At 65.0% G+C, this 22,329-nt stretch carries 18 protein-coding genes; 12 read left to right on the top strand and 6 right to left on the bottom strand.

Annotated elements, in window-relative coordinates:
* Positions 1-119 precede the first annotated feature (119 nt).
* On the bottom strand, positions 120-1,127 hold the full coding sequence (lhpH, locus tag OKW35_RS27435; RefSeq protein WP_429553660.1) for a trans-3-hydroxy-L-proline dehydratase: 1,008 nt from the start codon (positions 1,125-1,127) through the stop codon (positions 120-122).
* A gap of 29 nt (positions 1,128-1,156) precedes the next feature.
* Positions 1,157-2,278, bottom strand: coding sequence for a branched-chain amino acid ABC transporter substrate-binding protein (locus OKW35_RS27440; protein WP_184059900.1), 1,122 nt, complete (start codon positions 2,276-2,278; stop codon positions 1,157-1,159).
* Between the two features lie 92 nt (positions 2,279-2,370).
* Here OKW35_RS27440 and OKW35_RS27445 point away from each other — a divergent pair, with 92 nt between their 5' ends.
* The 5 genes from OKW35_RS27445 to OKW35_RS27465 all read left to right on the top strand — a co-directional run bounded on the left by OKW35_RS27445 (position 2,371) and on the right by OKW35_RS27465 (position 6,405).
* Positions 2,371-3,111: a haloacid dehalogenase type II gene (locus tag OKW35_RS27445; protein ID WP_429553661.1), complete on the top strand. Its 741-nt coding sequence runs from the start codon at positions 2,371-2,373 to the stop codon at positions 3,109-3,111.
* A 63-nt stretch (positions 3,112-3,174) separates the two neighbouring features.
* Positions 3,175-4,029 carry a MurR/RpiR family transcriptional regulator gene (locus tag OKW35_RS27450; RefSeq protein ID WP_184039682.1) on the top strand — a complete coding sequence of 285 codons (855 nt, stop codon included), beginning with the start codon at positions 3,175-3,177 and terminating at the stop codon, positions 4,027-4,029.
* Positions 4,030-4,127: 98 nt separating this feature from the next.
* Positions 4,128-4,484, top strand: a complete 357-nt coding sequence (locus tag OKW35_RS27455; RefSeq protein WP_425199378.1) for a hypothetical protein — start codon at positions 4,128-4,130, stop codon at positions 4,482-4,484.
* Between the two features lie 5 nt (positions 4,485-4,489).
* Positions 4,490-5,818, top strand: a complete 1,329-nt coding sequence (locus OKW35_RS27460) for an aspartate aminotransferase family protein (RefSeq protein ID WP_429553662.1) — start codon at positions 4,490-4,492, stop codon at positions 5,816-5,818.
* Between the two features lie 32 nt (positions 5,819-5,850).
* Positions 5,851-6,405: a carboxymuconolactone decarboxylase family protein gene (locus OKW35_RS27465; protein ID WP_429553865.1), complete on the top strand. Its 555-nt coding sequence runs from the start codon at positions 5,851-5,853 to the stop codon at positions 6,403-6,405.
* Positions 6,406-6,547: 142 nt separating this feature from the next.
* Here OKW35_RS27465 and OKW35_RS27470 read toward each other — a convergent pair whose 3' ends face one another.
* Positions 6,548-6,856 carry a DUF4148 domain-containing protein gene (locus OKW35_RS27470; RefSeq protein ID WP_429353637.1) on the bottom strand — a complete coding sequence of 103 codons (309 nt, stop codon included), beginning with the start codon at positions 6,854-6,856 and terminating at the stop codon, positions 6,548-6,550.
* A 320-nt stretch (positions 6,857-7,176) separates the two neighbouring features.
* Between OKW35_RS27470 and OKW35_RS27475 the strand changes: the two genes are divergently transcribed.
* From OKW35_RS27475 to OKW35_RS27490, 4 genes are all read left to right on the top strand, one after another.
* Complete coding sequence (locus tag OKW35_RS27475) at positions 7,177-7,602, top strand: OsmC family protein (protein WP_429403023.1); 426 nt, start codon at positions 7,177-7,179, stop codon at positions 7,600-7,602.
* Between the two features lie 192 nt (positions 7,603-7,794).
* Positions 7,795-8,424: a TetR/AcrR family transcriptional regulator gene (locus tag OKW35_RS27480; RefSeq protein ID WP_187630725.1), complete on the top strand. Its 630-nt coding sequence runs from the start codon at positions 7,795-7,797 to the stop codon at positions 8,422-8,424.
* Positions 8,425-8,482: 58 nt separating this feature from the next.
* A complete protein-coding gene (locus tag OKW35_RS27485) occupies positions 8,483-10,030 on the top strand; it encodes an MFS transporter (RefSeq protein ID WP_429553663.1) in 1,548 nt (515 codons plus the stop codon).
* 487 nt (positions 10,031-10,517) lie between these two features.
* On the top strand, positions 10,518-10,790 hold the full coding sequence (locus OKW35_RS27490) for a YodC family protein (RefSeq protein ID WP_429353638.1): 273 nt from the start codon (positions 10,518-10,520) through the stop codon (positions 10,788-10,790).
* Positions 10,791-10,894: 104 nt separating this feature from the next.
* Here OKW35_RS27490 and OKW35_RS27495 read toward each other — a convergent pair whose 3' ends face one another.
* Complete coding sequence (locus OKW35_RS27495) at positions 10,895-11,206, bottom strand: superinfection immunity protein (RefSeq protein WP_184047290.1); 312 nt, start codon at positions 11,204-11,206, stop codon at positions 10,895-10,897.
* A gap of 168 nt (positions 11,207-11,374) precedes the next feature.
* On the opposite strand from OKW35_RS27495, the gene OKW35_RS27500 reads away from it, so the two are divergent.
* Complete coding sequence (locus OKW35_RS27500) at positions 11,375-12,835, top strand: M20 family metallopeptidase (RefSeq protein WP_090810511.1); 1,461 nt, start codon at positions 11,375-11,377, stop codon at positions 12,833-12,835.
* A gap of 123 nt (positions 12,836-12,958) precedes the next feature.
* Entirely contained in the window at positions 12,959-14,062 is a 1,104-nt protein-coding gene (locus OKW35_RS27505; protein ID WP_429553664.1) for a malate/lactate/ureidoglycolate dehydrogenase, read from the top strand.
* Positions 14,063-14,080: 18 nt separating this feature from the next.
* On the opposite strand, the gene pdeR is transcribed toward OKW35_RS27505, so the two are convergent.
* Positions 14,081-16,087 carry a cyclic di-GMP phosphodiesterase gene (gene pdeR, locus OKW35_RS27510; protein ID WP_429492149.1) on the bottom strand — a complete coding sequence of 669 codons (2,007 nt, stop codon included), beginning with the start codon at positions 16,085-16,087 and terminating at the stop codon, positions 14,081-14,083.
* Positions 16,088-16,292: 205 nt separating this feature from the next.
* Positions 16,293-20,972, bottom strand: a complete 4,680-nt coding sequence (locus tag OKW35_RS27515; RefSeq protein WP_429553665.1) for a DEAD/DEAH box helicase — start codon at positions 20,970-20,972, stop codon at positions 16,293-16,295.
* Positions 20,973-21,243: 271 nt separating this feature from the next.
* Here OKW35_RS27515 and OKW35_RS27520 point away from each other — a divergent pair, with 271 nt between their 5' ends.
* The gene (locus OKW35_RS27520) at positions 21,244-22,299 is read left to right on the top strand and encodes an aldo/keto reductase (protein ID WP_018425310.1); all 1,056 of its coding nucleotides are present in this window, start codon (positions 21,244-21,246) and stop codon (positions 22,297-22,299) included.
* Positions 22,300-22,329 lie beyond the last annotated feature (30 nt).

Raw genomic sequence — 22,329 nt, forward strand, 5'->3', positions numbered from 1 at the left:
GCTGGCCTCGCGCACGAAACCGCGCTTTGACCTACCGGTCGGGCCGCTCGATTCGCCAATCAAACAACGCGGAATGCCTGTCACGGCGTTCCGCGCTAAAAGCGACTGCAAGGAACCGATTATCGGACGAGGAAACCGTAAGCCAGCGGGTCACGCTCGTCCACGATCCAGGTTGCGAAACCGCAAACGTATGCGTTGCCCTGGACCTCGGGGACGACGGCCTTGAAGTCGCCGACGGTCGTCTCACTGAGTACACGCCCCTTGAAGACCGTGCCGGTGATGGACTCATTGACGAGCGTCTCGTTGCTCGCCAGTTCGCCGCGCAGATAGAGTTGCGCGACGCGTCCGCCCGTCCCTGAGCCGGTGGGCGAACGGTCCACTTCGCGGTCGGCGAACACGCAACAGTTGGCTTGCGTCGAGCCTTCGTGCCGCGGTGCGTTGGCAATGATGGTCCCGTAGATGTGGTTGATCTCCGGGATATCGGGATGCTCAACCGGGTACGCGTCGTTTGCAGCTTTTTTGACCTCGGCGCCAAACTTGATCAGTTCCTCGACAGAAGACTCCCGGACTGCGAGACCGTGCGGCGCACCGTCCGTATAGAAGTAGAAGGCACCACCGAAGGCGATGTCACCCTTTACCGTGCCAAACGACGGCGTCTCGACCGTGACATCCCGTTTCCAGATGAACGACGGAACGTTGACGAAGCGTACGTTGCCGGCGTGTTCACCGTCCCATTGCACGAACGCCTCGATGAAGCCACATGGAGCGTCGATGCCGATTCGCGTCTCGGGAATCTGGCGCTGAACCCAGCCCAACTCGACCGCCGCGGTAGACAGCGCGATAACGCCGTGTCCGCAGTGGTCGCTATAACCCTCGTTGTGGACGAAGATGATTCCGAAGTCTGCCGTGGGACTAACGGGTTCGGTCAGGTATCCGCCGTACATGTCAGCATGACCACGCGGTTCGAACATCAGCGCGGTACGAATTTCGTCGGCGTTCTCCTTCAGCCACGCTCGACGCTTGACGATGGTGTCACCGGGAAGACGAGGAAGCCCGCTCGTCACGATACGGAACGCTTCGCCGCCGGTATGGACCTCGACCGTCGAAATAGTGCGAGTGATTTTCATGTGTGCGTTGGGGGTTATTCGATTGAACGTCACTGCCCGTAGGGCACCGGAAGGCCGTTTCTGATCACATAGACGGTCGTGGGTGCGCCCTTCAGATCGCCGTTTTCATCGAAAGAGTAGGTGCCTGCCACGCCCTTATAGTTGGTCTTTGCCAACTGGGCGGTGAGCTTTGCCTTATCGGTCGTGGTTCCCGCTTTGACCATCGCATCGGCCAGCAGTTTTACGCCGTCGTAGTAGCTGACCGCATAAACCTGCGTGTCGGTGTTGAACGCGGCCTTGTATTTCTGCAGAAACTCACGGCCGGCTGGGGTCTTGTCGAGCGCGATGCCGCCCTGGGCGCAATACACGATAGAGGCCGCGTCACCGGCAACCCTGCCCATGTCGGCCGAGCAAATGCCATCACCGCCAAGCAGCTTGGCTCGCAGTCCGCGTGCGCGCATCTGCCTGGCCATCGGCGCGCCTTGAGCAGCGTATCCGCCGAAGAAGACGACATCCGGATTTTTGGCCTTGATGCTGGTGAGAATGCCGAGGAAGTCAGTCGCCGACGAGTTCGTGAACTGTTGGTCCACGATTTGAATTCCATTTGCCTTTGCCTCTTTGACGAACTGCTCGGCCACACCTTGCCCATATGCCGTGCGGTCGTCGATCACCGCGGCGGTCTTGGCCTTCAATGTTTTGGCCGCAAACTGACCCATCGTTCCGCCTAGCTGCTCGTCACTCGCGCCGATACGGAAGATGTTTTTGAAGCCTTGCTTCGTCAGCGCCGGATTGGAGGCAACCGGCAGCATCGGTACCCCGCCGGTGTTATAGACGCGCGATGCCGGGATAGCCACACCTGAGTTGTACGGGCCGAGGACAGCAATCACGCCGCTGTCGACGAGTTTCTGCGCGACCTGAACGCCAACCTTCGGATCTGCCTGGTCGTCCTCGGAGTCCAGTTTGAAAGTTACCTTCTGGCCAGCGACCGTGACACCGCTCCTGTTGAGTTCATCGATAGCAAGGCGGGCGCCGTTCTCGTTGTCCTTTCCGTTCGGCGCCTGGGGGCCCGTAAGCGGAGCCGAGTGACCGAGGGTGACCACCGATTGAGCATTGGCGGATGCGGTGATGCCGGCGGCTGTTAAGACAGCCATTGTTAGGACGAGGTGGCGCATATAGTCTCCAGGTATTGGACCCGTGTTTGACCAGATTAGCTGCGCTTCGGCATGGGTTCAACCTTTGAGCACGCCATCCGACAGGAGGAGTCGTGAAACTGACCGATTTCGATACACTGACTTTTGACTGCTACGGCACCTTGATCGACTGGGAGAGTGGGATCCTTGAAGGCCTGAGGCCTCTGCTGGAGCGAGCCAGGACGCCGCTCACGCGTGACGAGGTTCTCGAAGCGCACGCTCGCCACGAGTCGTCGCAGCAGAACTTCACCCCTGCGAAGCGCTATCAGGAACTGCTTCCCATCGTATATAAGCGCATGGCTGAAGAGTGGGGCCTGCCCTATACACACGAAGAATGCGTGGCGTACGGCCAGTCGATCAGAAACTGGCCGGCATTCGCCGACTCCGCGCTCGCGCTGCAATATCTGAAGAGGCACTACAAGCTGGTCATCCTGTCGAACATCGACAACGAAAGTTTCACCTTCAGCAACGCCAGGCTGCAGGTTGAGTTCGACGCCATCATCACAGCGGAGGACGTCGGGTCCTACAAGCCGTCGCCGCGCAACTTCGAGTACATGCTTCAGAAGCTCGATCAGCGCGGCATCAAGAAGGAAAAAATCCTTCACACGGCAGAAAGCCTCTTCCATGACCACAAGCCCGCAAACGAGTTCGGCCTGGCGTCGTGCTGGATTTACCGCCGTCATTCGCAGCCGGGCTTTGGCGCGACGATGAACCCGGGCTCGCAGCCTGACATCGACTTCCGCTTCGACAGCATGGCGGACTTCGTCGACGCGCATCGGGAAGCGCTGGTGAACCGAGCATCTTCGCGCCGTTGAAACGCGCCTGTCCGGTGGTAACATTTGTTGTCATCTCTCACCTCGGCGCCGACCCACCTCCCCATGCCAGACAGCTTCGATCAGCTCGTCGCCCTGATCCGGGCGCGCTTTCCCGAACTGAGCCCGCAGTTCCAGATGGGAGCGGGCTTCCTGCTCGATCATCCCGACGAGGTCGCGGTGTCGTCGATGCGCAAGGTGGCCGAGCGCGCGCAGGTGCAGCCCGCGTCGCTGGTGCGGCTGTCGCAGCAACTGGGGTTTCCCGGCTGGAACGAATTGCGCGATCTGTTCGTCGCGCGTGTGCGCACGCGGCCGGAGCCGTTGACGAGCCGGGCGCGCTCGATGGTCAAATCGAAAGATGCGCTCGCGAACGATCTTCTCGTCGCGCAGCAGCACAATCTCGAAACGACCGCCGCGCATAACGGCCGCGTGATCGTCGAGGCCGCGCGCGTGTTGCGGCGTGCGTCGCACGTGCACGTGGCGGGCTTCCGCTCGTGTTACGCGGTGGCGTTCGGTCTCGTCTATGGCTACCGGCTGTTTCGTCCGTCGGTGTCGCTGCTCAACGGCGAGGCCGGCACGCTCGAAATGCAACTGCGCACGATCGAGCGCGACAGCGCGACCATCGTCATCAGCTTCGCGCCGTATTCGGTCGAAGCCGCGCGCGTCGCCGAGGCCGCGCTCGAAAAAGGCAGCAAACTGATCGCCATCACCGACAGCGCCGTGTCGCCGATCGCGTTGAACGCCGACAAGGTACTGATCTTCTCGCACGAAAGCCCGTCGTTCTTTCCGTCGCTGGTGGCCGCCACCGCGATCGCCGAAGCGCTGGTCGCGCATTTGCTCGCGCTCGAAGGCGCGGATGCGCTCGAGCAGCTTGCGCTCGCCGAACAATCGTTGCATGCGAAGGGCGCGTACGTGCCTTGAGCGATTGCGTGAGGCACGCCGCGCTCCGCTCGATATCGTTCAACGGCATTTGACAACAAATGTTGTATTGGCGTATAAATACGTACCGATTGTTGAATATGGTGCGACCCGTGGCGTCGATGCAGGAATTCAGTGTTTTTTCAGGTCAGCGGCGAGCCGTACGACATCGGCTACCGGCTTGGCGAAATCGCCTCGCCGCGGCCGGCCCGCTGCAACCGGCGGCCTTGCTCGACGTACTGCACGATCGCGCGCCGGCGGGCTTGCCGATCTACCGCGACGATCCTTACGATCCCGACGACGAAAACACCCTCGCCACCGCGCTGTTCGAAATCGGCAACGCTGGTGTGTCGATGAAAGCGTATCGCCAGAAGCAATGCGCGTTCGACACTTTCGTCGCGTGCGCGACGCCCGAACCGGCCCGCGTTTCAGCGCCCGCCGCCCTCACCAGGAACTGAACATCATGTCCACCGTTTTTCATCGCTCTCCGAAGCAATCCTTGCCGGTGGCCGTCGCGGGCGACGGCATCGAAATCATCGACTCCACGGGCAAGCGTTATATCGACGCGTCGGGCGGCGCAGCCGTGTCGTGCCTCGGTCACAGCAACCAGCGCGTGATCGACGCGATCAAGCGGCAAGCCCAACGGTTGCCGTACGCGCACACGTCGTTCTTCACGACGGAGCCGGCCGAGCAACTGGCCGACCGGCTCGTCGCGGGCGCGCCGGCCGGACTCGAGCACGTGTACTTCGTGTCGGGTGGCTCGGAGGCGATCGAGGCGGCGCTCAAGCTCGCGCGTCAGTATTTCGTCGAGAAGGGCGAGACGCAGCGGCGCCATTTCATCGCGCGTCGGCAGAGCTATCACGGCAACACCCTCGGCGCACTCGCGATCGGCGGCAATGCATGGCGCCGCGAGCCGTTCCTGCCGATCCTGATCGAAGCGCATCACGTGAGCCCGTGCTACGCATATCGCGAGCAGCGCGCGGACGAAACCGAAGAAGCGTTCGCTCAGCGTCTCGCCGATGAACTCGAGCAGAAGATTCTCGCGCTCGGCGCGGACACGGTCGCGGCGTTCGTCGCGGAAACGGTGGTCGGCGCCACGGCGGGCGCGGTGCCGCCGGTGCGCGAATACTTCCGCAAGATCCGCGCGGTGTGCGACCGCTACGGCGTGCTGTTGATTCTCGACGAGATCATGTCGGGCATGGGCCGCACCGGCTATCTGTACGCGTGCGACGAAGATGGGGTGGCGCCCGATATGCTGACCATCGCCAAGGGCCTTGGCGCGGGTTATCAGGCGATCGGCGCGACGCTGGTCAGCGACCGCATCTATCAGACCATCGTCGGCGGCTCCGGCTTCTTCCAGCATGGCCATACCTATATCGGCCATGCGACCGCGTGCGCGGCCGCGCTCGAAGTGCAGCGCGTGATCGCGGAAGACGATCTGCTGGCGAACGTGCAGGCGCGTGGCGAGCAGTTGCGCGGCCGGTTGCGCGAGCACTATGCGCAGCATGCGCATATCGGCGACGTGCGCGGGCGCGGCTTGTTCGTCGGCGTCGAACTCGTCAAGGATCGCGTTACCAAAGAGCCGTTCGACGCCAAACTGAAACTGCACGCGACGATCAAACGCGAAGCGTTCGCGCGCGGCCTGATGGTGTATCCGATGGGCGGGACCGTCGACGGCGAGAGCGGCGACCACGTGCTGCTCGCGCCGCCGTTCATCTGCACGGAGCGCGACATCGACGAGATCGTCAGCCGCCTCAGCGATGCGATCGGCGCGTCGCTCGCCGCCCGCTGAGATTCGACCCACCGACTTTTGCGAGAACGATGATGACCGAGCGCTTGCCTCACTTCGACATGTCCACTGCCACGCCCGAACAGAAGGCGGTGCTCAACGAAATCCTGTCCGGCCCGCGCGGCAACCTGAATGGGCCGTTCCTCGGCTGGATTCACAGCCCCGATCTCGCGCAGCACGCGCAACGCCTCGGCGCGTTTTGCCGCTACCAGACCGGGCTGCCGCTGCGGCTGTCGGAACTCGCGATTCTGGTGACCGCTTCGCGCTGGCAGGCCCAGGCGGAGTGGTACATCCACTATCCGATCGCGCTGCAGGCGGGCGTCGGCGAAGCGGACGCCGAGGCGATCCGCCAGGGGCGCCGCCCCGAGTTCGCCGATGCCGACGACGCGCTGATCTACGACTTCGCGAGCGAACTGTACGAGACGAAGCGCGTGACGGCCGCGACGTATGCGCAGACGGTCGGGCGTTTCGGGCATCAGGTCGTGATCAACCTGGTCGGCCTGCTCGGCTACTACGCGCTGGTCGCGATGACGCTGAACGTGTTCGACATGCGCGCATTGGGGCAGCAAAGCCTGCCGTTTCCCGAATAGCGCTTTTGCCAACGAGCGGCTGCGCAGCAGCGCCGCGCGCGCCAACGAAAAGCCCCGGTTGCCGAACTTCGCAACCGGGGCTTTTTTACTGCGCGCTACATTAACGACTTGCGCGCTCGGTTATCACGATCAGTTACCACGCTCAGTTACCGCGATACGTCGAAAAGAGACGTTGCTGCACCGTCGCCGGCGCGCCCGCATCCGACGAACTGGCCTTCGCGCCGCCGACGTCTTGCGAACCTTGCGCCGAAGCGGTGACGATCGTCGAGTCCTGGGGCACGGCCTTCGGATAGGTGGTGTCGTTCTGGTTCAGGAGGCCTGCTTTTTGCGCGGCTACGAGATCGGCGCGCACCTGAGCCCGCGTGACCGGACCGTTTGCCTGCTGGGCGAACGACAGTGCCGGAACGATAAGAGCGGATGCGACGACGACTGCGGAAAGAAGCGATTTCATGACGACCTCCAATTGATTGTGTGGTGGATCGATGTGAACTGCGTTCCCCGATCCGTTGAACGCAGTCTATTTCTTACGAGGTCAGCAAAAAAGCGGCTTTCTGGCGAAATATTATTGCCAGTTTTGAGATAGTGAAAAAGGCGCATTTCCGCGCCGGGACGCGGAAGCGCCTATGATGAAATCCGGTCCACGCCCGCGCCTGCAAACCGCGCGGCACCTGCGACCGATGCCCAGGCGCGGACACATCCGGGCGGACCGCCGCGGCGGGCATCATCTTTGGTCGAGCAGCGTGCGCGGCAAGGCACAAACAGGAGAGAGCAATGAAGCGCAAGGCATCGGCAGTCTGGCAAGGCGGCCTGCAGAACGGCAAGGGCTCGATTTCCACCGACAGCGGCGTCCTGAAGGACACCCAGTACTCGTTCGCGACGCGCTTCGCGGACGGCATCGGCACGAATCCGGAAGAGCTGATCGCGGCTGCGCATGCGGGATGTTTCTCGATGGCGTTGTCGGCGGAGCTGGGCAAGGCCAACATCACGCCGGAGCACATCGGCACCACGGCCACCGTCACGCTCGACAAGGACGGTGGCGGCTTCGCGATCACCGCGGTGCATCTCGACGTGACCGTGAAGATTCCGGGCGGAGACAAGGCCGCGTTCGACAAAGCCACCGCGGACGCGAAGGCCGGCTGCCCAGTGTCGAAGGTGCTGAATGCAACGATTACGATGGATGCGAAGCTCGAGACCTGAGCCCCTGCTGTGACTGTGAGCGCGCAACGAAGCCGGCGACGGGCCATGTCCGCCGCCGGTTTTTTGATGGCGGTTGTCGAATGAACGGATGACCCCGACGCGTGTAGGCCTTCCGAATGTCATCCTTGATTTATTGAACATCCAGTCATAATATCAACGGACCGACGCAACCAGGCAACAAGGTCATCGCAATTGAGTCATTCAAAGCAAGCCGCGAAAAAAGCTGGCGAAACATGTCAGCGCGGCCGTCCGCGCGAGTTCGACACGGCCACCGTGCTGGCGAACGCGAGCCAGGTGTTCTGGGATCACGGCTACCACGCGACGTCGATCGACGATCTGTGCAAGGCCACCGGTCTGCTGCGCGGCAGCCTCTACGGCGTGTTCGGCGACAAGCACGGCATCATGCTCGCCGCGCTGGATCATTACTCGGAAGGCGCGGTCGCGCGTCTTGCGCAGCGACTGAGCGCGACGGCCGAGCCGGAGCAGGCGCTGCGCGACGCGCTGCTGCACTACGCGAGGGTGTCCTGCGCATTGAGCGGCCGGCGCAGCTGTTTCATTACGAATACGACGCTCGAAATGCAGCCCGATGACGAAGTGCTGCGCGCGCGCGTCGCCGCGATTCAGCGCCGCATGGCGACTTTGCTCGCGGCGGCGGTGATCCGCGGTCAGGCGAGCGGCGCATTCGATTCGACGCTCGACGAACAAGCCGTCGGCGATTTCCTGCTGTGCGTGATGCAGGGCTTGCGGGTCATGGGGCGGGTCGCGCATCAGCAAGATGCGCTGATCGGTATCGTCGATGTGGCGATGCGCGCGCTGGTGTAACGCCTCGTCCGCGAGCAGTGGCGCAAAAATTTTTTAACCAATTTTTGAACGATCGGTCATGAAACGTGAGGCAATCAAGTCCGCTCCGGCGGCATTCGGTGGATCCGTCAGCTGCGCGGCGAGCGCAGCCGTGACCGGTCCCGGCCCGGCGATGGCCGGCATGGCTGTCGCCGCCAACGCGTCGGCGCCCGGCTTTCAGCGCCAGGCGCTCGCGCTCGCCGTGCTGTTCGTCGGCGCCTTTCTCGCGCCGCTCGATTACTTCATCGTCAATCTGGCGCTGCCGTCGATTCACACGGGCCTCAACGCGAGCGACGCGCAACTGCAACTGGTCGTGTCGGCTTATGCGTCCGCCTACGCGGTGCTGCTGATCACGGGGGGCCGCCTTGGCGATCTGTTCGGCCGCCGTCGCATGTTCATGACGGGCATGGCGGCTTTCGTGATCGCGTCGGCGTTGTGCGGCTTCGCGACGAGCGGCCACATGCTCGTGGTCTCGCGCATCGTGCAAGGCATCGCGGCCGCGGTGATGGCGCCGCAAGTGCTCGCGACGATTCGTGCGGTCGTGCCGTTGCATCAGCAGACGCGCGTGATGAGTCTGTATGGCTTCGTGTTCGGCTTGTCGTCGATCGTCGGGCAACTCGGCGGCGGCGCGCTGATCACGTATCACCCGTTCGGGCTCGACTGGCGCGTGATCTTCCTGATCAACATCCCGATCGGCATCGCGGCGTTCGTCGGCACATGGAAGTTCGTGCCGGAGAACCAGCCGGCCACGCATACCGGCGTCGATCTGAAGGGCGTCGCGCTGCTGTCGGCGGTGCTGCTGCTCGTCATCTATCCGATGACGCATGGCCGTGAAGCCGGCTGGCCCGCGTGGACCTTCGCCATGTTCGCACTCGCGGTGCCGGTGTTCGCGCTGTTCGTCGCGACCGAGCGGCGCGTCGAGCGCGCTGGCGGCCATCCGCTCGTCGACCTGCAACTGTTCCGCAATCGCGCGTTCGCGCTCGGTCTCGTGCTCGCGTTCCTGTTCTATTGCAATAGCGCGTTCTTCCTGACCTACGGCATCTTTCTGCAAACCGGCCTGCACTGGACGCCGCTCGCGTCGGGCATCGCGATCATGCCGTTCGCGCTCGGCTTCGTGATCGGGCCGTTGACGTCGCCGGCCGTGGTCAAGCGCATCGGCGCCCATGTGCTGACGCTCGGTTTCTCGATGATGACGTTGGGCTTCACGGTGACAGGCTGGTCCGCTACCCAATCCGCGACGCCCGATCTGCTGTTCTACTGCGGGCTAGTGTGCGCGGGCGTCGGACATGGTCTGCTGTTGCCGTCGATCATGCGCATCGTGCTGCAGGAGGTGGTGCCCGAGAAGGCCGGGCTTGCATCGGGTGTGGTCTCGTCGACGTTGCAGATCGGCTCCGCGTTCGGCACCGCGGCGATCAGCGGCGCGTTCTTCGGGGCGCTCGGCGGCAGTTCGGCACCCGCCTCTTATGCGCACGCGTTCCAGCTGAGCCTCGCTATCAATGCCGTGCTGATGTTCGTGTGTATCGGCCTTAGCGTGCTGCTGGTACGTCATCAGCAAGGCGTGCGGCGCTCGGTGGCCCCGGCAGTTTGAAATTAATCCGCTGGTAATCGTTTTCATTTGTTAGCTTGCTGAAAAAATCGTTCAATTTGAACGAAGCGGTATAACGAACTGCATCGTATTTACCGGCGATCTACTCGTTCACAGGTAATTCTGATTTAGATCAAACTGGCTCATTCCGATTAACGGCTCGACGACATCGCGTCAGCTTTCTCTAATCAGACGAAACCGGCCTCGCATTTTCTACCGGCCTGCAGACGGCCTGCAGTAAGTGTTGCGTTTGTGCGGTAGCGCACATAGGGTTAGCCGCAAGCTGTCGCGATGATTGTTTTCGGTAATGCCGGGAACTTTAGCCAGCGAGCATGGACTGCGGGTCTAATGGAAACGGTATCAATAAAAAAGCGCTTGCCGCGTTTAAATTCGATTGTTAATCTGTCTTAACTTTAGCGTGTACGTTCAACAGGTCGGAGTCGATAAAGCCGGGCTCAAGTTAATAACGCTCAAGATAGGGGGGCCCAATATGCTGACCGCTACCATTGACGCATTCCAGACAGCATCCGCCGCCGCCTTCAATGTGGGCGACGTCGTCAAGTTAAAAGAAGGGGGCCCGCGCATGACCGTGACGTACGCAGGTCCGGTCGCGCTGAATCCCGGCGACTGGGTGATCTGCGAGTGGTTCGACGAACACGGCGAACTGCGCCACGAAAGCTTTGCGGCGCAAGCCGTGCGGGCGGAGCCGCGCTCCATTCCGGCGGGCTCGGTACAGTGGAGTCGCATCGGGCGCGCGGCCTGAGTGACGCCCCTGACTGACGCCCCTGAGTGACGCCCGTGCACGTCAATCAATCGGTTTCCTGTTGTTCGTTTGTTGCTCGTATTGCTCGAGCCGCCCGAATCGTTTCAGCGCTCGGGCCGGTCGCGCGCGGCCTGGCGTCGCCGCACGCGCAGCGTCAGCGCCGATGAAAACGCGCGCAAGGTCGACACCTTGCGTGTCTCCACGACGTCCCGCGCGAGGCTCTCCGCCGGATTCGGCTGTAGCGCCCAATACAGCGCGAGCACCCAGCCGAGCACGGTCCAGCCGAGGCAGGCATTGAAGAGCGCGAGCGTCAGCACGTCGCGGCGCTTGCGCCGGTCCGCGATGATCGCCGGCAGAAAATACAAGGCCAGCGCGAACGCCGCGCCGATGGCCTGAACGGCCACGTTGCCACCCATACAAGCTCCTGATGCGCGATGCATGTAGCAATTGTCGCGCGAATGGCGGCCGCGCGCCTCGCACCTGCGCGTTCCAGTCTCCACCCCAATCACCGCAAGGGGTTCAGCCCGACACGCATCGGGACTATCATGATCGTTTCGACCGAACAGTACTTCACGGACCCGATCATGATCACCGACGACACGACCCAGCAGGCTCAACTCAACCCGGACACGCTACGAGAATTCGTCGAGCGCAAGTGGAACGACGAGATCGTGCCCGCGCTGACGGACTACATCGCGGTGCCGGCCAAGAGTCCGGCGTTCGATCCCGACTGGGCGAAACACGGTTATCTGGAGCGCGTGATCACCGACGCCGCGCAATGGGCCGAGCAGCAACCGGTGCGCGGCCTGAAGCTCGAGGTGATCCGCCTGCCGGGCCGCACGCCGGTGATCTTCTTCGAGACGGCCGCGACGCGCTCGGGCAGCGACGAAACCGTCGTGCTCTATGGCCACCTCGACAAGCAGCCCGAGTTCGATGGCTGGCGCAACGACCTCGGTCCGTGGACGCCGAAGTTCGAAGACGGCAAGCTCTACGGCCGCGGCGGCGCGGACGACGGCTACGCGATCTATGCGAGCCTGACGGCGCTCGCCGCGCTCGATGCACAGGGTGTCGAGCGTCCGCGCTGCGTCGGGCTGATCGAAACCTGCGAGGAGTCGGGCAGCTACGATCTGCTGCCCTACGTCGACGCGCTGCGCGAGCGGCTCGGCAACGTCGGGCTGGTCGTGTGTCTCGATTCGGGCGCGGGCAATTACGACCAGTTGTGGCTGACCACGTCGCTGCGCGGACTCGTCGGCGGCGATCTCGAAGTGCAGGTGCTAGACGAAGGGATCCACTCGGGCGTCTACGGCGGCATCGTGCCGTCGAGCTTCCGCATCATGCGGCAACTGTTCGACCGTCTCGAAGACTCCGCCAACGGCACGCTGCTGCCGAAGGGCTTCCACTGCACGGTGCCGGCCGATCGTCTGCGCGAAGCGGAGGCCGCCGCAAAGATTCTCGGCGATGAGGTCTGGAAGAAGATGCCGTGGGCGTGCGGCCAGGACGGCCGTCAGGTGCTGCCCACCACGACCGATCCGCGCGAGGCGCTGCTCAATTCGACGTGGCGTCCGTCGCTGTCGGTGACGGGCGCGGCTGGCTTGCCAGCGCTCGCCGACGCCGGCAACGTGCTGCGTCCGCGCACGGCGTTCAAGCTGTCGCTGCGGCTGCCGCCGACCATCGAAGCGGAGAAGGCGGTCGCCGAACTGAAGGCGCTGCTCGAATTCGATCCGCCGTACAACGCGAAGGTCACGTTCAAGCCGGATGCGGGCGCGGCGAGCGGCTGGAACGCACCGGAGGTCGCGCCGTGGCTCGCCACCGCGCTCAACGATGCGTCGCGTCAGCACTTCGGCGCCGACGCGGCCTACATGGGTCTCGGCGGCACGATCCCGTTGATGAACGTGCTGAAGGCGGGCTTCCCGAAGTCGCAGTTCATGGTGTGCGGCGTGCTCGGGCCGAAGTCGAACGCACATGGGCCGAACGAGTTCCTGCACGTGCCGTACGGCAAGAAGCTGACGGCCGCGGTTGCCGAAGTGATTGCCGCGGCGCCGTGAGTTCCGGTTTCGTTTGAGTGGGGCTCGGGCGTGACCCGGGCCCGCTGTTTATCGATGCTGCTTTGATGCAGCTGTTTTTCCCGCCGTTTCATTCCTTCCGTTCGAACCTCACCGACACGCTGAATGACCGACTCCCAGACTGCCCAAACCACCACGCCCCGGATTCCGGCCGATCAACTGCATGCCTACGTCAGGGCGATCTGGGAGCGAGCGGGCAGTACGCCGCGCGAAGCGGAGCTGGTGGCCGATCATCTGCTGGCCGCGAATCTGACCGGGCACGACTCGCACGGCGTCGGCATGATCCCGCGCTATGTCGAATCGCTCGCCGACCAGCAACTGCAACTGAATCGACACGCCGACGTCGTGAAGGACGCGGGCGCGGTACTGACCGTCGAAGGCGGCAAGGGCTTCGGTCAGGTGATCGCGTTCGAGGCGATGGAGCGGGGCATCGAGCGCGCGCGGCGGCTCGGCGTCTGCGCGGTGGGCCTGCGCGGCGCGCATCATATCGGCCGCATCGGGCATTGGGCCGAGCAGTGCGCGCGCGCCGGGCTGGTGTCGTTTCACTTCGTCAACGTGGCGGGCGATCCGCTCGTCGCGCCATTCGGCGGCGCGGACCGGCGCATCGGCACGAATCCGTTCTGCGCCGCTTATCCGCGGCCAGGCAAACCGCCGCTGGTGCTCGACTTCGCGACCAGCACGATCGCGTTCGGCAAGACGCGCGTCGCTTATAACCAGGGCAAGCACACACCACCCGGCGCGTTGATCGATCACGAAGGCATGCCGACGCTCGAACCGAAAGTCATGCACGAAGCGCCGTTCGGCGCGCTGACGCCGTTCGGCGGCTACAAGGGTTTCGGGCTCGCGGCGATCTGCGAGATTTTCGGCGGCGCGCTGTCGGGCGGCTTCACGACGCATGCGGACACGCTCGGTACCACGCACGCGATCATCAACTGCATGCTATCGGTGATCATCGATCCCACCGCATTCGACGCGCCCGATGCGCAAGCCGAAGCCGATGCGTTCCTCGCGTGGGTGAAGGCGTCGCCGCTCGCGGCGGGCGCGGAGCGCATCTACGAACCCGGCGAGCCCGAGCGCGTGACGCGCGCGCAGCGCGAGGCCGCCGGCATTCCGATCGACGCGGCTACGTGGACGCAAATCCACTGCGCGGCGCGCGCCGTCGGGATGGATGAAGACGAAGTGGGTGGTTGGTCCGCGCGCCTCGGCTGAAGCGCGCGACAGCAGGGCTCAGGCGATCAGCCTGAGCTTGCTGCGCCTATCGAGCAGCCAGCGCTCGAACTCGGTGGCGGGCATCGGCTTCGCGTACAGGAAGCCCTGCACGTAATCGACGCCGAGCCCCTTCATGAAGGCTTCTTCCGCCTCGGTTTCGATCCCTTCGGCGACCACCTGGAAATCGAGCTCCTGCGCGACGGCGACCATCGAGCGCACCAGCGCCTGTGCCTTCATATCCGCGTGGATCGAGCCCGTGAAGCTGCGGTCGAGCTTGATCACGTCGAGCGGAATACGGCCGAGTTGCGACAGCGACGAGTAGCCGGTGCCGAAGTCGTCGAGATGCACCTGCGCGCCGAGTTGGCGGAACTGCTTGATCAGCTCGATCGCGGCCGCTTCGTTTTCGATCAGGCAGCTTTCGGTCAGTTCGAGGTCGACGAGGCATGGATCGAGACTCGCGTGCTGCAATGCCTCGGTGAAATGGCGGACCACGGCTGTATCCGTGAGCTGTCGCGCCGACACGTTGATCGCGACGCGCAGGTCATAGCCGGCCGCTTTCCAGCGGGCCGCCTGTTTCGCTGCGGTTTCCATCACCCAGCGGCCGAGCACGCCGATCAGTCCAGATTCCTCGGCATAACGGATGAATTCCGCCGGCATGATCTGGCCGCGCTCCGGCGAATTCCAGCGCACCAGCGCTTCGGCGCCTTGCACTGCGCCCGTCGCGAGGTTCAGCTTCGGCTGATAGTGCAGCGCCAACTGGCCTTCGTCGAGTCCGCGGCGCAGATTCGTGTCGAGCCACATGAACTCCGCGACGCGGCGATTCATGTCCGGCGAGAACACGCGATGCGTGCGCTTGCCTTCGTCCTTCGCGACGTACATTGCCGTGTCGGCCGAACGGATCAGCGATTCGAGGGTTTCGCCATGCTCGGGCGAACGCGCGATGCCGATCGAGCAGCCGGTATAGACCTCGACGAGCCCGACAGCGAACGGCATGCGCATACGATCGAGAATGCGCTGCGCGGTGTTTTCCAGCTCATGCGCGGAGCCCTTCGCCGCGAGCACGATGAATTCGTCGCCGCCCAGACGCGCGAGCGAGTCGCCCGGATTCAGGCAGTCGCGGATCGCGTCCGACACGTCGCAGATCAGGCGGTCGCCGAACACGTGGCCGTAGTGATCGTTGACCTTCTTGAAGTTGTCGAGATCGAGAAACAGGATGCCGACGGTTTCGCCCGGCGCGGCCAGTTCGATCGCGATCTGGATGCGCTCCTGGATCGCGTTGCGATTGGCGAGGCCTGTGAGCGGGTCGGTGGTGGCCTGCTCGATCAGGCGGTCCTGCGCGAGCCGTTGTTCGGTGATGTCGGTGCCCGAGCAGATCAGGAACTGCTCTTCGATGCCGCTGCCGCTGCGCACGAATTTGTTGCGAAACAGGAACAGCCGTTCGCCGTGCACCGTTTTGATGCGCCGTTCGATCTCGTACGGTTCGCCACGATTGAAAAAATTCGCGCTGACCTCGTTCGAGACCCGGTCGTCGTCGGACGACATGAACAACGTCCAGACGCTGCGGCCGATGATGTCCTCTTCCCTGAGCCCGGTCAGCTCCTCGGCTAGCCGGTTGAAGCGCTGTATCCGGCCGTTCCGGTCGACGATCACGACGACCGAATTGACCTCCGAGACGACCTGTTCAGCGAACGACAGACCGTGCAGCAGCGCTCGCGCGACGGATTCGGTGTCGCCATCGGCCGACGCGGTGCCGCCCCAGCGATGACAATCGAGTTTCTTGCCGACCAGATGCAGCCGCAGCGGCGCGGCGTCCAACTGAACGTCGACGACGACGTGGGAGGTCACGCCGCTCAGCGCGCGGACCTGGGAAGCTTGAGAAGAGGTGAGGGAAATGGCGACGCCGACAGCCGCGTGGCCGTGCGCAGGCACGAGTTCCAGTATGTTGCTGGCCGCCGCCAGGCCCCAGCGAGGGCTGCTTGTGCCGAACCGCGCGTGAAGCACCTGGTCGTGTAGCTCGTCGCTCATGGAATCCCCGGAGTGTGCCGGCGGTCCCTATCAAGGCGGGCGGCGGCAGACAGTCTTCCTCATACTAAAATGAAACTGCCTCATTGTATCTAAGCGTGACAATTCGAGCGAAGAATCATTAACGTTTTGCTAAGCATGAGTATGGGCCTGCGCGGCCGCGCGCGGCGCGATTATTACCCGCCAGAACGACGCCACGATGACGTCGCTAGAGGCGGCGCGCCAGCAGCGCGCGGGCGCGTTCGCGTTCGGGCGGGTTGGCGTCGAGCGCCGCGTCGAACCGGAACTTGCCGGCCACCAGCGTGGCCGCCACCACGCCGTCGCGATACAGCACGCGGTTTCCGGTCACGGCCGGCACCTTGTCGCCGACCAGCAGCGTGCCGACGAGATTCAGCGGATCGGTCCCAGCAACGCAGATAAGAGCACCGTCGTTCGGCTGCCGGCGCACCTCGCGCAGCAGCGCAATCGCCTCGGGCAGCGCGAACTGCTCGCCCGCGAGTCCGTTGACGAACCGCCCGCCGCGGATCACGCCGCGCGCCTCGAGCCGCTGCAGAACGCGCAGCAGATCGCGCCACGGCGGAAGCCATTCGGCCTCGCGTTCGAGCACGCGCCAGAACACGACACCGTAGCGGCGCAGCAACGTCATTGCGACGTGTTCGAGCGCCTCGGGCGGCAACTGGCGCCGCCGTTCGGGGGGATTTTCCGGCGCGACGGCGGACGGACGGCTTACGAGCGCCCAGCGCCCCGCGTCGTCCATGCCGCCGATCAGCGCGCTCGCTCGCGCGCGCCGGCTGCTGGAAAACGCGTTGCGTTTGGCGACCGGCTTCAGCAACGCGCGCAAGCCCGCGAAGCTGTCGGAGTTCGCGAGGCCGGCCGCGACCAGCTCGCCGAGCGCGTTTTCGAGCTCCATGCGCAGCACGCGCACCTCGGCGAGCAGTTCGTCGAAGAACATCGCGCCGTGTTGCGCGAGGGTATCGTGCACGCTTTGCGCGAGCGCCGACAACTCGACCTGGCGCGCCGGATCGAGCAGCGCGCGCCACGCACGCAGCTGGACGCGCGGCAGCAGCACGATCGGCGTGCCGCGGACCGGACCGGCGGCGCCGCGCGCCCGCTCGGTCAGGCGGGTCCAGACGATCTTGCCGGCGCGGCATAGCTCATCGAGCGAACTGCTAGTGTAGGCACGCACGCGCGCGGGCAGGATGTCTTCCTCCCACGCGCCGGCCGCGGCCTGGAAGCCTTCGAGCTGGTCGAGCGCGGCGGCGAGCGCGTCGCGGCCTTCGGCGCGTGTGCTCGGCGTCAGATGCTGCCATTCGAACAGGAAGCGCATGAAGTCGTGCCGCTCGACCGGCTCGATCTCACGCCGCAGCCGCCTCACCGTGTAGCGGTGGATGCGTGCGAGCAGGTGTCGTTCGCACCATTCCTCGTCGCTCGTGTGCGGCGTGAAGCGGCCGCGCAACAGATAGCCTTCGGCTTCGAGCCGGATCAGCGCCTGTTCGATCCGGTCGGCCGGCAAACCGAGCGGGCGCGCGATCGCCTCGACCGTCAGCGGGCCGAAGCCGGTCAGCCGCGCGCGCAACACGTCGACGAGCGCGTCGTCGGCGCTCCAGTTCTCGGTGTAGCCCTTCGGGGCGCTCAGCGGCGGCATGTAGCGATTGCGCGCGATGCCGGGGTACAGCGCTTCGAAACAGGTGAGGCGTTCGGCGGGCAGCCACAGTGCGCTGTCGCTGGCGTTGTCGTTGCCCGTGCTCGCGTTAGCTTGCGCGGTCAGCGGCAAGCGCGTCGCCCGGCCGGCTTTCGCCAACGCCGCAAGCAGCGTCGGCCAATCCTCGTGCGCGAGCGCCTCGGCCCCGGTGATGCACGCGAGGCCCGTCAGCGCTTCGTGCATTTCGTCGGCGTTGCGCGCCTGCGGCCACGCCTCGTCGCGCACGCTGTCGATCGCGGCGGCGTCGAGCGCGCCAAGATCGTCGGCGCTTTCAGGGTCCGTCCAGCGGCGGTTCAGCACCGCCTGGGTGCGGCGCTCCTCGATCGGCGCGTCGTCGAGATACGCGTAGGGCTTCGCGGTCAGGATTTCGGCGGCGAGCGGCGACGGCGCCGGCAGATCACGCGCGACGAGCCGCAACTCGCCGCGCTCGATGCGGCGCAGCAGCGCGAGCCAGCGTTCGCTGTCCATCGCGTCGTGCAGACAGTCGTCGATGGTTTGGTCGACTAACGGGTGGCGCGGCACCTCGCGTTCGCCGACGACGTTCTCCAGACACGCGGCCTGCTCGGGAAACACGCTCGCGAGCAGATCCTCGCTGCGCATGCGCTGCAGTTGCGGCGCGGTCTTGCGGCCGCCCGTGTAGCGCGGCAAGCAGAGCGCGGTCGTCGCGTTCCAGCGCCAGCGCACGCCGAACAACGGCGCATCGAGCAGTGCCTGGATCAGCAGGTGTTCGGCGCTGTTCGAATGCAGATAGCGCCAGACCTCGTCGAGCACGAACGAGTGGCTGCCGGTCAGCGACAGCACGATCGCGTCTTCGGTGGCGGCGGCCTGCAACTCGAAGTTGAAGCTGCGGCAGAAGCGCTTGCGCAGCGCGAGCCCCCACGCGCGGTTCACGCGGCTGCCGAACGGCGAGTGGATCACGAGCTGGGTGCCGCCCGATTCGTCGAAGAAGCGCTCCATCACCAGCGTGCTCTGCGTCGGCAGTACGCCGAGCGCGGCGCGCGCACGCGCCAGGTATTCGACGATCTGGCGCGCGGCGGGCTCGTCGAGCGCGAGCTCGTCGGCGAGCCAGGCGATGGCGCGGTCGAGGCGCGCGGCCGTGGGTTCGGCTTCGTTCGCGGGCAGCGTGGCTGCGGCGGGTGCGGACGCCGTTGTGGTCTGCGTCGGGCTCTGCGCCACGGCAGCTTTCGCGTTGCGTCCTCTCTTTGCCGCGGATTTCGCGGGCGTTGCGGCTGCTTCGAATTGCGCCGCGGCGATTGGCACCGACGCAACCGCGTGTGACGCCGGCTCGCCCTCCGTCAGCAAACGCTCGACCTGCTCCCGCAATCTCGTGACCGCGAAAGACAGCTCGTCGCTGCGCCCCGGCGCCTCGCCGAGCCAGAACGGAATGTTCGGCGGTTGCCCTTGTGCGTCCTCGACACGCACCCGGCCACTCTCGATTCGCAGAATCCGATACGACGCGTTGCCGAGCTGGAACACATCGCCGGCGAGGCTTTCGACCGCGAAGTCCTCGTTGACGGTGCCGATGTTGATCGCCTGCGGTTCGAGCACGACGGCGTAATCGGCGTTTTCGGGGATCGTGCCGCCCGACGTCACGGCGACCAGCTTGCCGCCGCGCCGGCCGCGCAGCGTGCCGCTTACCGCATCGCGATGCACGTACGCGGCGCGCGGACCGTGGCGGCTCGTGTAGCCCTCGGCGAGCATGCGCAGCACCGCGTCGTATTGCTCGCGCGACAGATCCGCGTACGGCGCTGCGCGCCGCAGCATGTCGAACAGCGCATCCTCGCTCCACTCGGCGCTCGACACTTCCGCGACGATCTGTTGCGCGAGCACGTCGAGCGGCGCGCGCGGGATGCGTAGCGCATCGAGTTCGCCACGCCGCACGCAATCGAGCAGCGCCGCGCATTCGAGCAGGTCGTCGCGCGAGGCTGGAAAGAGCCGCCCCTTCGGCATGCCGCCGACGTGGTGGCCCGAGCGGCCGACGCGTTGCAGGAACGGCGCGATCGCGCGCGGCGAACCCATCTGGCAGACGAGGTCGACGTCGCCGATATCGATGCCGAGTTCGAGCGAAGCGGTCGCGATCAGCACGCGCAGTTCGCCGCGTTTCAGGCGCTGTTCGGCGTCGAAACGATGTTCTTTCGCGAGACTGCCGTGATGCGCGGCGACCGCGTCCTTGCCGAGCCGCTCGGTCAGATGACGCGCGGCGCGCTCGGCCATCCGGCGCGTGTTGACGAAGATCAGCGTCGTGCGGTGCTGCGCGACCAGCTCGGCGAGCCGGTCGTAGACGCGCTCCCACACTTCGTTGGCCATCACCGCTTCGAGCGGCACCGGCGGGATCTCGAGCGCGAGGTCGCGCGCGCGGACGTGGCCGACGTCGATCACCGCGCACTCGGCCGGTACGTCGCTCTCGAGGCTCGCGCCGCCGACCAGAAACCGCGCGACCGCGCTGACCGGCTTTTGCGTCGCCGACAGCCCGATGCGCGGCAGGCGCCGGGCGCAGAGCGCGTCGAGCCGTTCGAGGCTCAGCGCGAGATGACTGCCGCGCTTGCTGCCGGCGAGCGCATGAATCTCATCGACGATCACCGTGCGCACCGTTGCCAGCATGCGGCGGCCAGAATCCGAGCCGAGCAGCACGTACAGCGACTCGGGCGTCGTCACGAGAATGTGCGGCGCGCGCTTTTTCAACGCATTGCGTTCCTGCTGCGTGGTATCGCCGGTGCGCACCGCGGTGCGAATGTCGAGCGGCGGCAGGCCGAGCCTATCGAGTTCGGCGGCGATGCCTTGCAGCGGCAGTTGCAGATTCAGGCGGATGTCGTTCGAAAGCGCCTTCAGCGGCGACACGTAGACGACCAGCGTTTCGTCGGGCAGCGTGCCGCCGTTCGCGAGGCCTCGCGAGACCAGGTCATTCAGCGCGGACAGGAATGCGGTCAGCGTCTTGCCGGAGCCCGTCGGCGCGGCGACCAGCGTCGAACGGCCGCTACGGATCTGCGGCCACGCGGCGGCTTGTGCGTCGGTCGGGGCGGCGAAGGTTTGCCGGAACCAGTTGGCGACGGCTGGGTGAAAACCGTCGAGCGCCTGCTGGGCTGGCGGTAAGGCTGGCGCGGCGGCGCGCGCCGCGCTCGCGGTGGAGCGGGCCTTGCGGGAGCGAAGCGCCGCGTCGAGTGCGGCGGAAGTCTTTGCCGAAGTCATGCTTGTGCAGATGAGGGCGGCGCGGGCGATATCCAGTCGGTACCGGGCAATGTCGACCGTTTTGGCGGTTGTGGGTCATTCCACGCTGATCCACGCTGACGGCGCAATAGCCGTCAGTCTCGCAGGTTTTCGCCGCTCGTGCGCGGCGCATCGGGCTTCGCGCCGCTGCTGGAATTCGTAGTCTTTTGCGGCGTGTGCGCCACTCCTACCAACCTCCGCCAATTGCAGTACGCTTGACGACTCTTCCTGCACCCACGATGGAGCGTCGACGATGCGATATAACCAGTTGGGTCGTACCGGTGTGTTTGTTTCAGAGCTGTGTTTGGGCACGATGACCTTCGGCGGTGGCGAAGGCATCTGGCGGCAGATCGGCGATCTGCAGCAGAACGACGCGGAGCGGCTGGTCGGCCGGGCGCTCGACGCGGGCATCAATTTCATCGACACCGCCGACGTTTACGCGGGCGGCCTGTCCGAGCAGATCACCGGCCAGGCGCTGAAGAACCTGCAAGTACCGCGCGACAAGGTCGTGATCGCGACCAAGGTGTTCGGCCAGACCGGCGAGTTCGCAAACGCGCGCGGCGCGTCGCGCTATCACATCCTCGACGGCATCAAGGCGAGCCTGAAGCGTCTGCAACTCGATCACGTCGACCTGTATCAGATCCACGGTTTCGATCCGGCCACGCCGATCGAAGAAACCGTGCGCGCGCTCGATACGCTCGTGCAGCACGGCCACGTGCGCTACGTCGGCGTGTCGAACTGGGCCGCGTGGCAGATCGCGAAGGCGCTCGGCATCGCCGAGCGGCTCGGCACCGCGCGCTTCGAAACGCTGCAGGCGTATTACACGCTCGCGGGCCGCGATCTCGAACGCGAACTCGTGCCGATGCTGCAAAGCGAAGGCCTCGGCCTGATGGTGTGGAGTCCGCTCGCGGGCGGTTTGCTGAGCGGCAAATACGGACGCGAGCAGCAGGCCGAAGCGGGCAGCCGTCGCACGAACTTCGATTTTCCGCCTGTCGATCGCGAGCGCGCGTATGACTGCATCGACGTGATGCGCGAAATCGCTGCAGCGAAAAACGTCTCGGTCGCGCAGATCGCGCTGGCGTGGCTGCTGCATCAGCGTGTCGTCAGCACGGTGATCGTCGGCGCGAAGAAAATCGAGCAGCTCGACGACAACATCGCGGCGACCAACGTCGCGCTATCCGCCGATGAGCTCGCGAAGCTGGCCGAAGTCAGCGCGCTGCCGGCGGAGTACCCCGGCTGGATGCTGGAGCGGCAGGGCGAGCAACGCCGGCAGCAGCTGGCCGAGGTTCGGCACGTCGTGCAGCGATGACGCGACGGCGTACTCGCGTTCGCCCTGGAA

The sequence above is a fragment of the Paraburkholderia sp. MM5477-R1 genome (assembly GCF_050436385.1).
Classification (GTDB): Bacteria; Pseudomonadota; Gammaproteobacteria; order Burkholderiales; family Burkholderiaceae; genus Paraburkholderia; species Paraburkholderia tuberum.

What these genes read in the sequence shown, in the direction of transcription:
- lhpH (WP_429553660.1), bottom strand. Translation starts at nt 1,127, where the DNA reads ATGAAAATCACTCGCACTATTTCGACGGTCGAGGTCCATACCGGCGGC.
- OKW35_RS27440 (WP_184059900.1), bottom strand. Translation starts at nt 2,278, where the DNA reads ATGCGCCACCTCGTCCTAACAATGGCTGTCTTAACAGCCGCCGGCATC.
- OKW35_RS27450 (WP_184039682.1), top strand. Translation starts at nt 3,175, where the DNA reads ATGCCAGACAGCTTCGATCAGCTCGTCGCCCTGATCCGGGCGCGCTTT.
- OKW35_RS27455 (WP_425199378.1), top strand. Translation starts at nt 4,128, where the DNA reads ATGGTGCGACCCGTGGCGTCGATGCAGGAATTCAGTGTTTTTTCAGGT.
- OKW35_RS27460 (WP_429553662.1), top strand. Translation starts at nt 4,490, where the DNA reads ATGTCCACCGTTTTTCATCGCTCTCCGAAGCAATCCTTGCCGGTGGCC.
- OKW35_RS27465 (WP_429553865.1), top strand. Translation starts at nt 5,851, where the DNA reads ATGACCGAGCGCTTGCCTCACTTCGACATGTCCACTGCCACGCCCGAA.
- OKW35_RS27470 (WP_429353637.1), bottom strand. Translation starts at nt 6,856, where the DNA reads ATGAAATCGCTTCTTTCCGCAGTCGTCGTCGCATCCGCTCTTATCGTT.
- OKW35_RS27475 (WP_429403023.1), top strand. Translation starts at nt 7,177, where the DNA reads ATGAAGCGCAAGGCATCGGCAGTCTGGCAAGGCGGCCTGCAGAACGGC.
- OKW35_RS27485 (WP_429553663.1), top strand. Translation starts at nt 8,483, where the DNA reads ATGAAACGTGAGGCAATCAAGTCCGCTCCGGCGGCATTCGGTGGATCC.
- OKW35_RS27490 (WP_429353638.1), top strand. Translation starts at nt 10,518, where the DNA reads ATGCTGACCGCTACCATTGACGCATTCCAGACAGCATCCGCCGCCGCC.
- OKW35_RS27495 (WP_184047290.1), bottom strand. Translation starts at nt 11,206, where the DNA reads ATGGGTGGCAACGTGGCCGTTCAGGCCATCGGCGCGGCGTTCGCGCTG.
- OKW35_RS27500 (WP_090810511.1), top strand. Translation starts at nt 11,375, where the DNA reads ATGATCACCGACGACACGACCCAGCAGGCTCAACTCAACCCGGACACG.
- OKW35_RS27505 (WP_429553664.1), top strand. Translation starts at nt 12,959, where the DNA reads ATGACCGACTCCCAGACTGCCCAAACCACCACGCCCCGGATTCCGGCC.
- pdeR (WP_429492149.1), bottom strand. Translation starts at nt 16,087, where the DNA reads ATGAGCGACGAGCTACACGACCAGGTGCTTCACGCGCGGTTCGGCACA.
- OKW35_RS27515 (WP_429553665.1), bottom strand. Translation starts at nt 20,972, where the DNA reads ATGACTTCGGCAAAGACTTCCGCCGCACTCGACGCGGCGCTTCGCTCC.
- OKW35_RS27520 (WP_018425310.1), top strand. Translation starts at nt 21,244, where the DNA reads ATGCGATATAACCAGTTGGGTCGTACCGGTGTGTTTGTTTCAGAGCTG.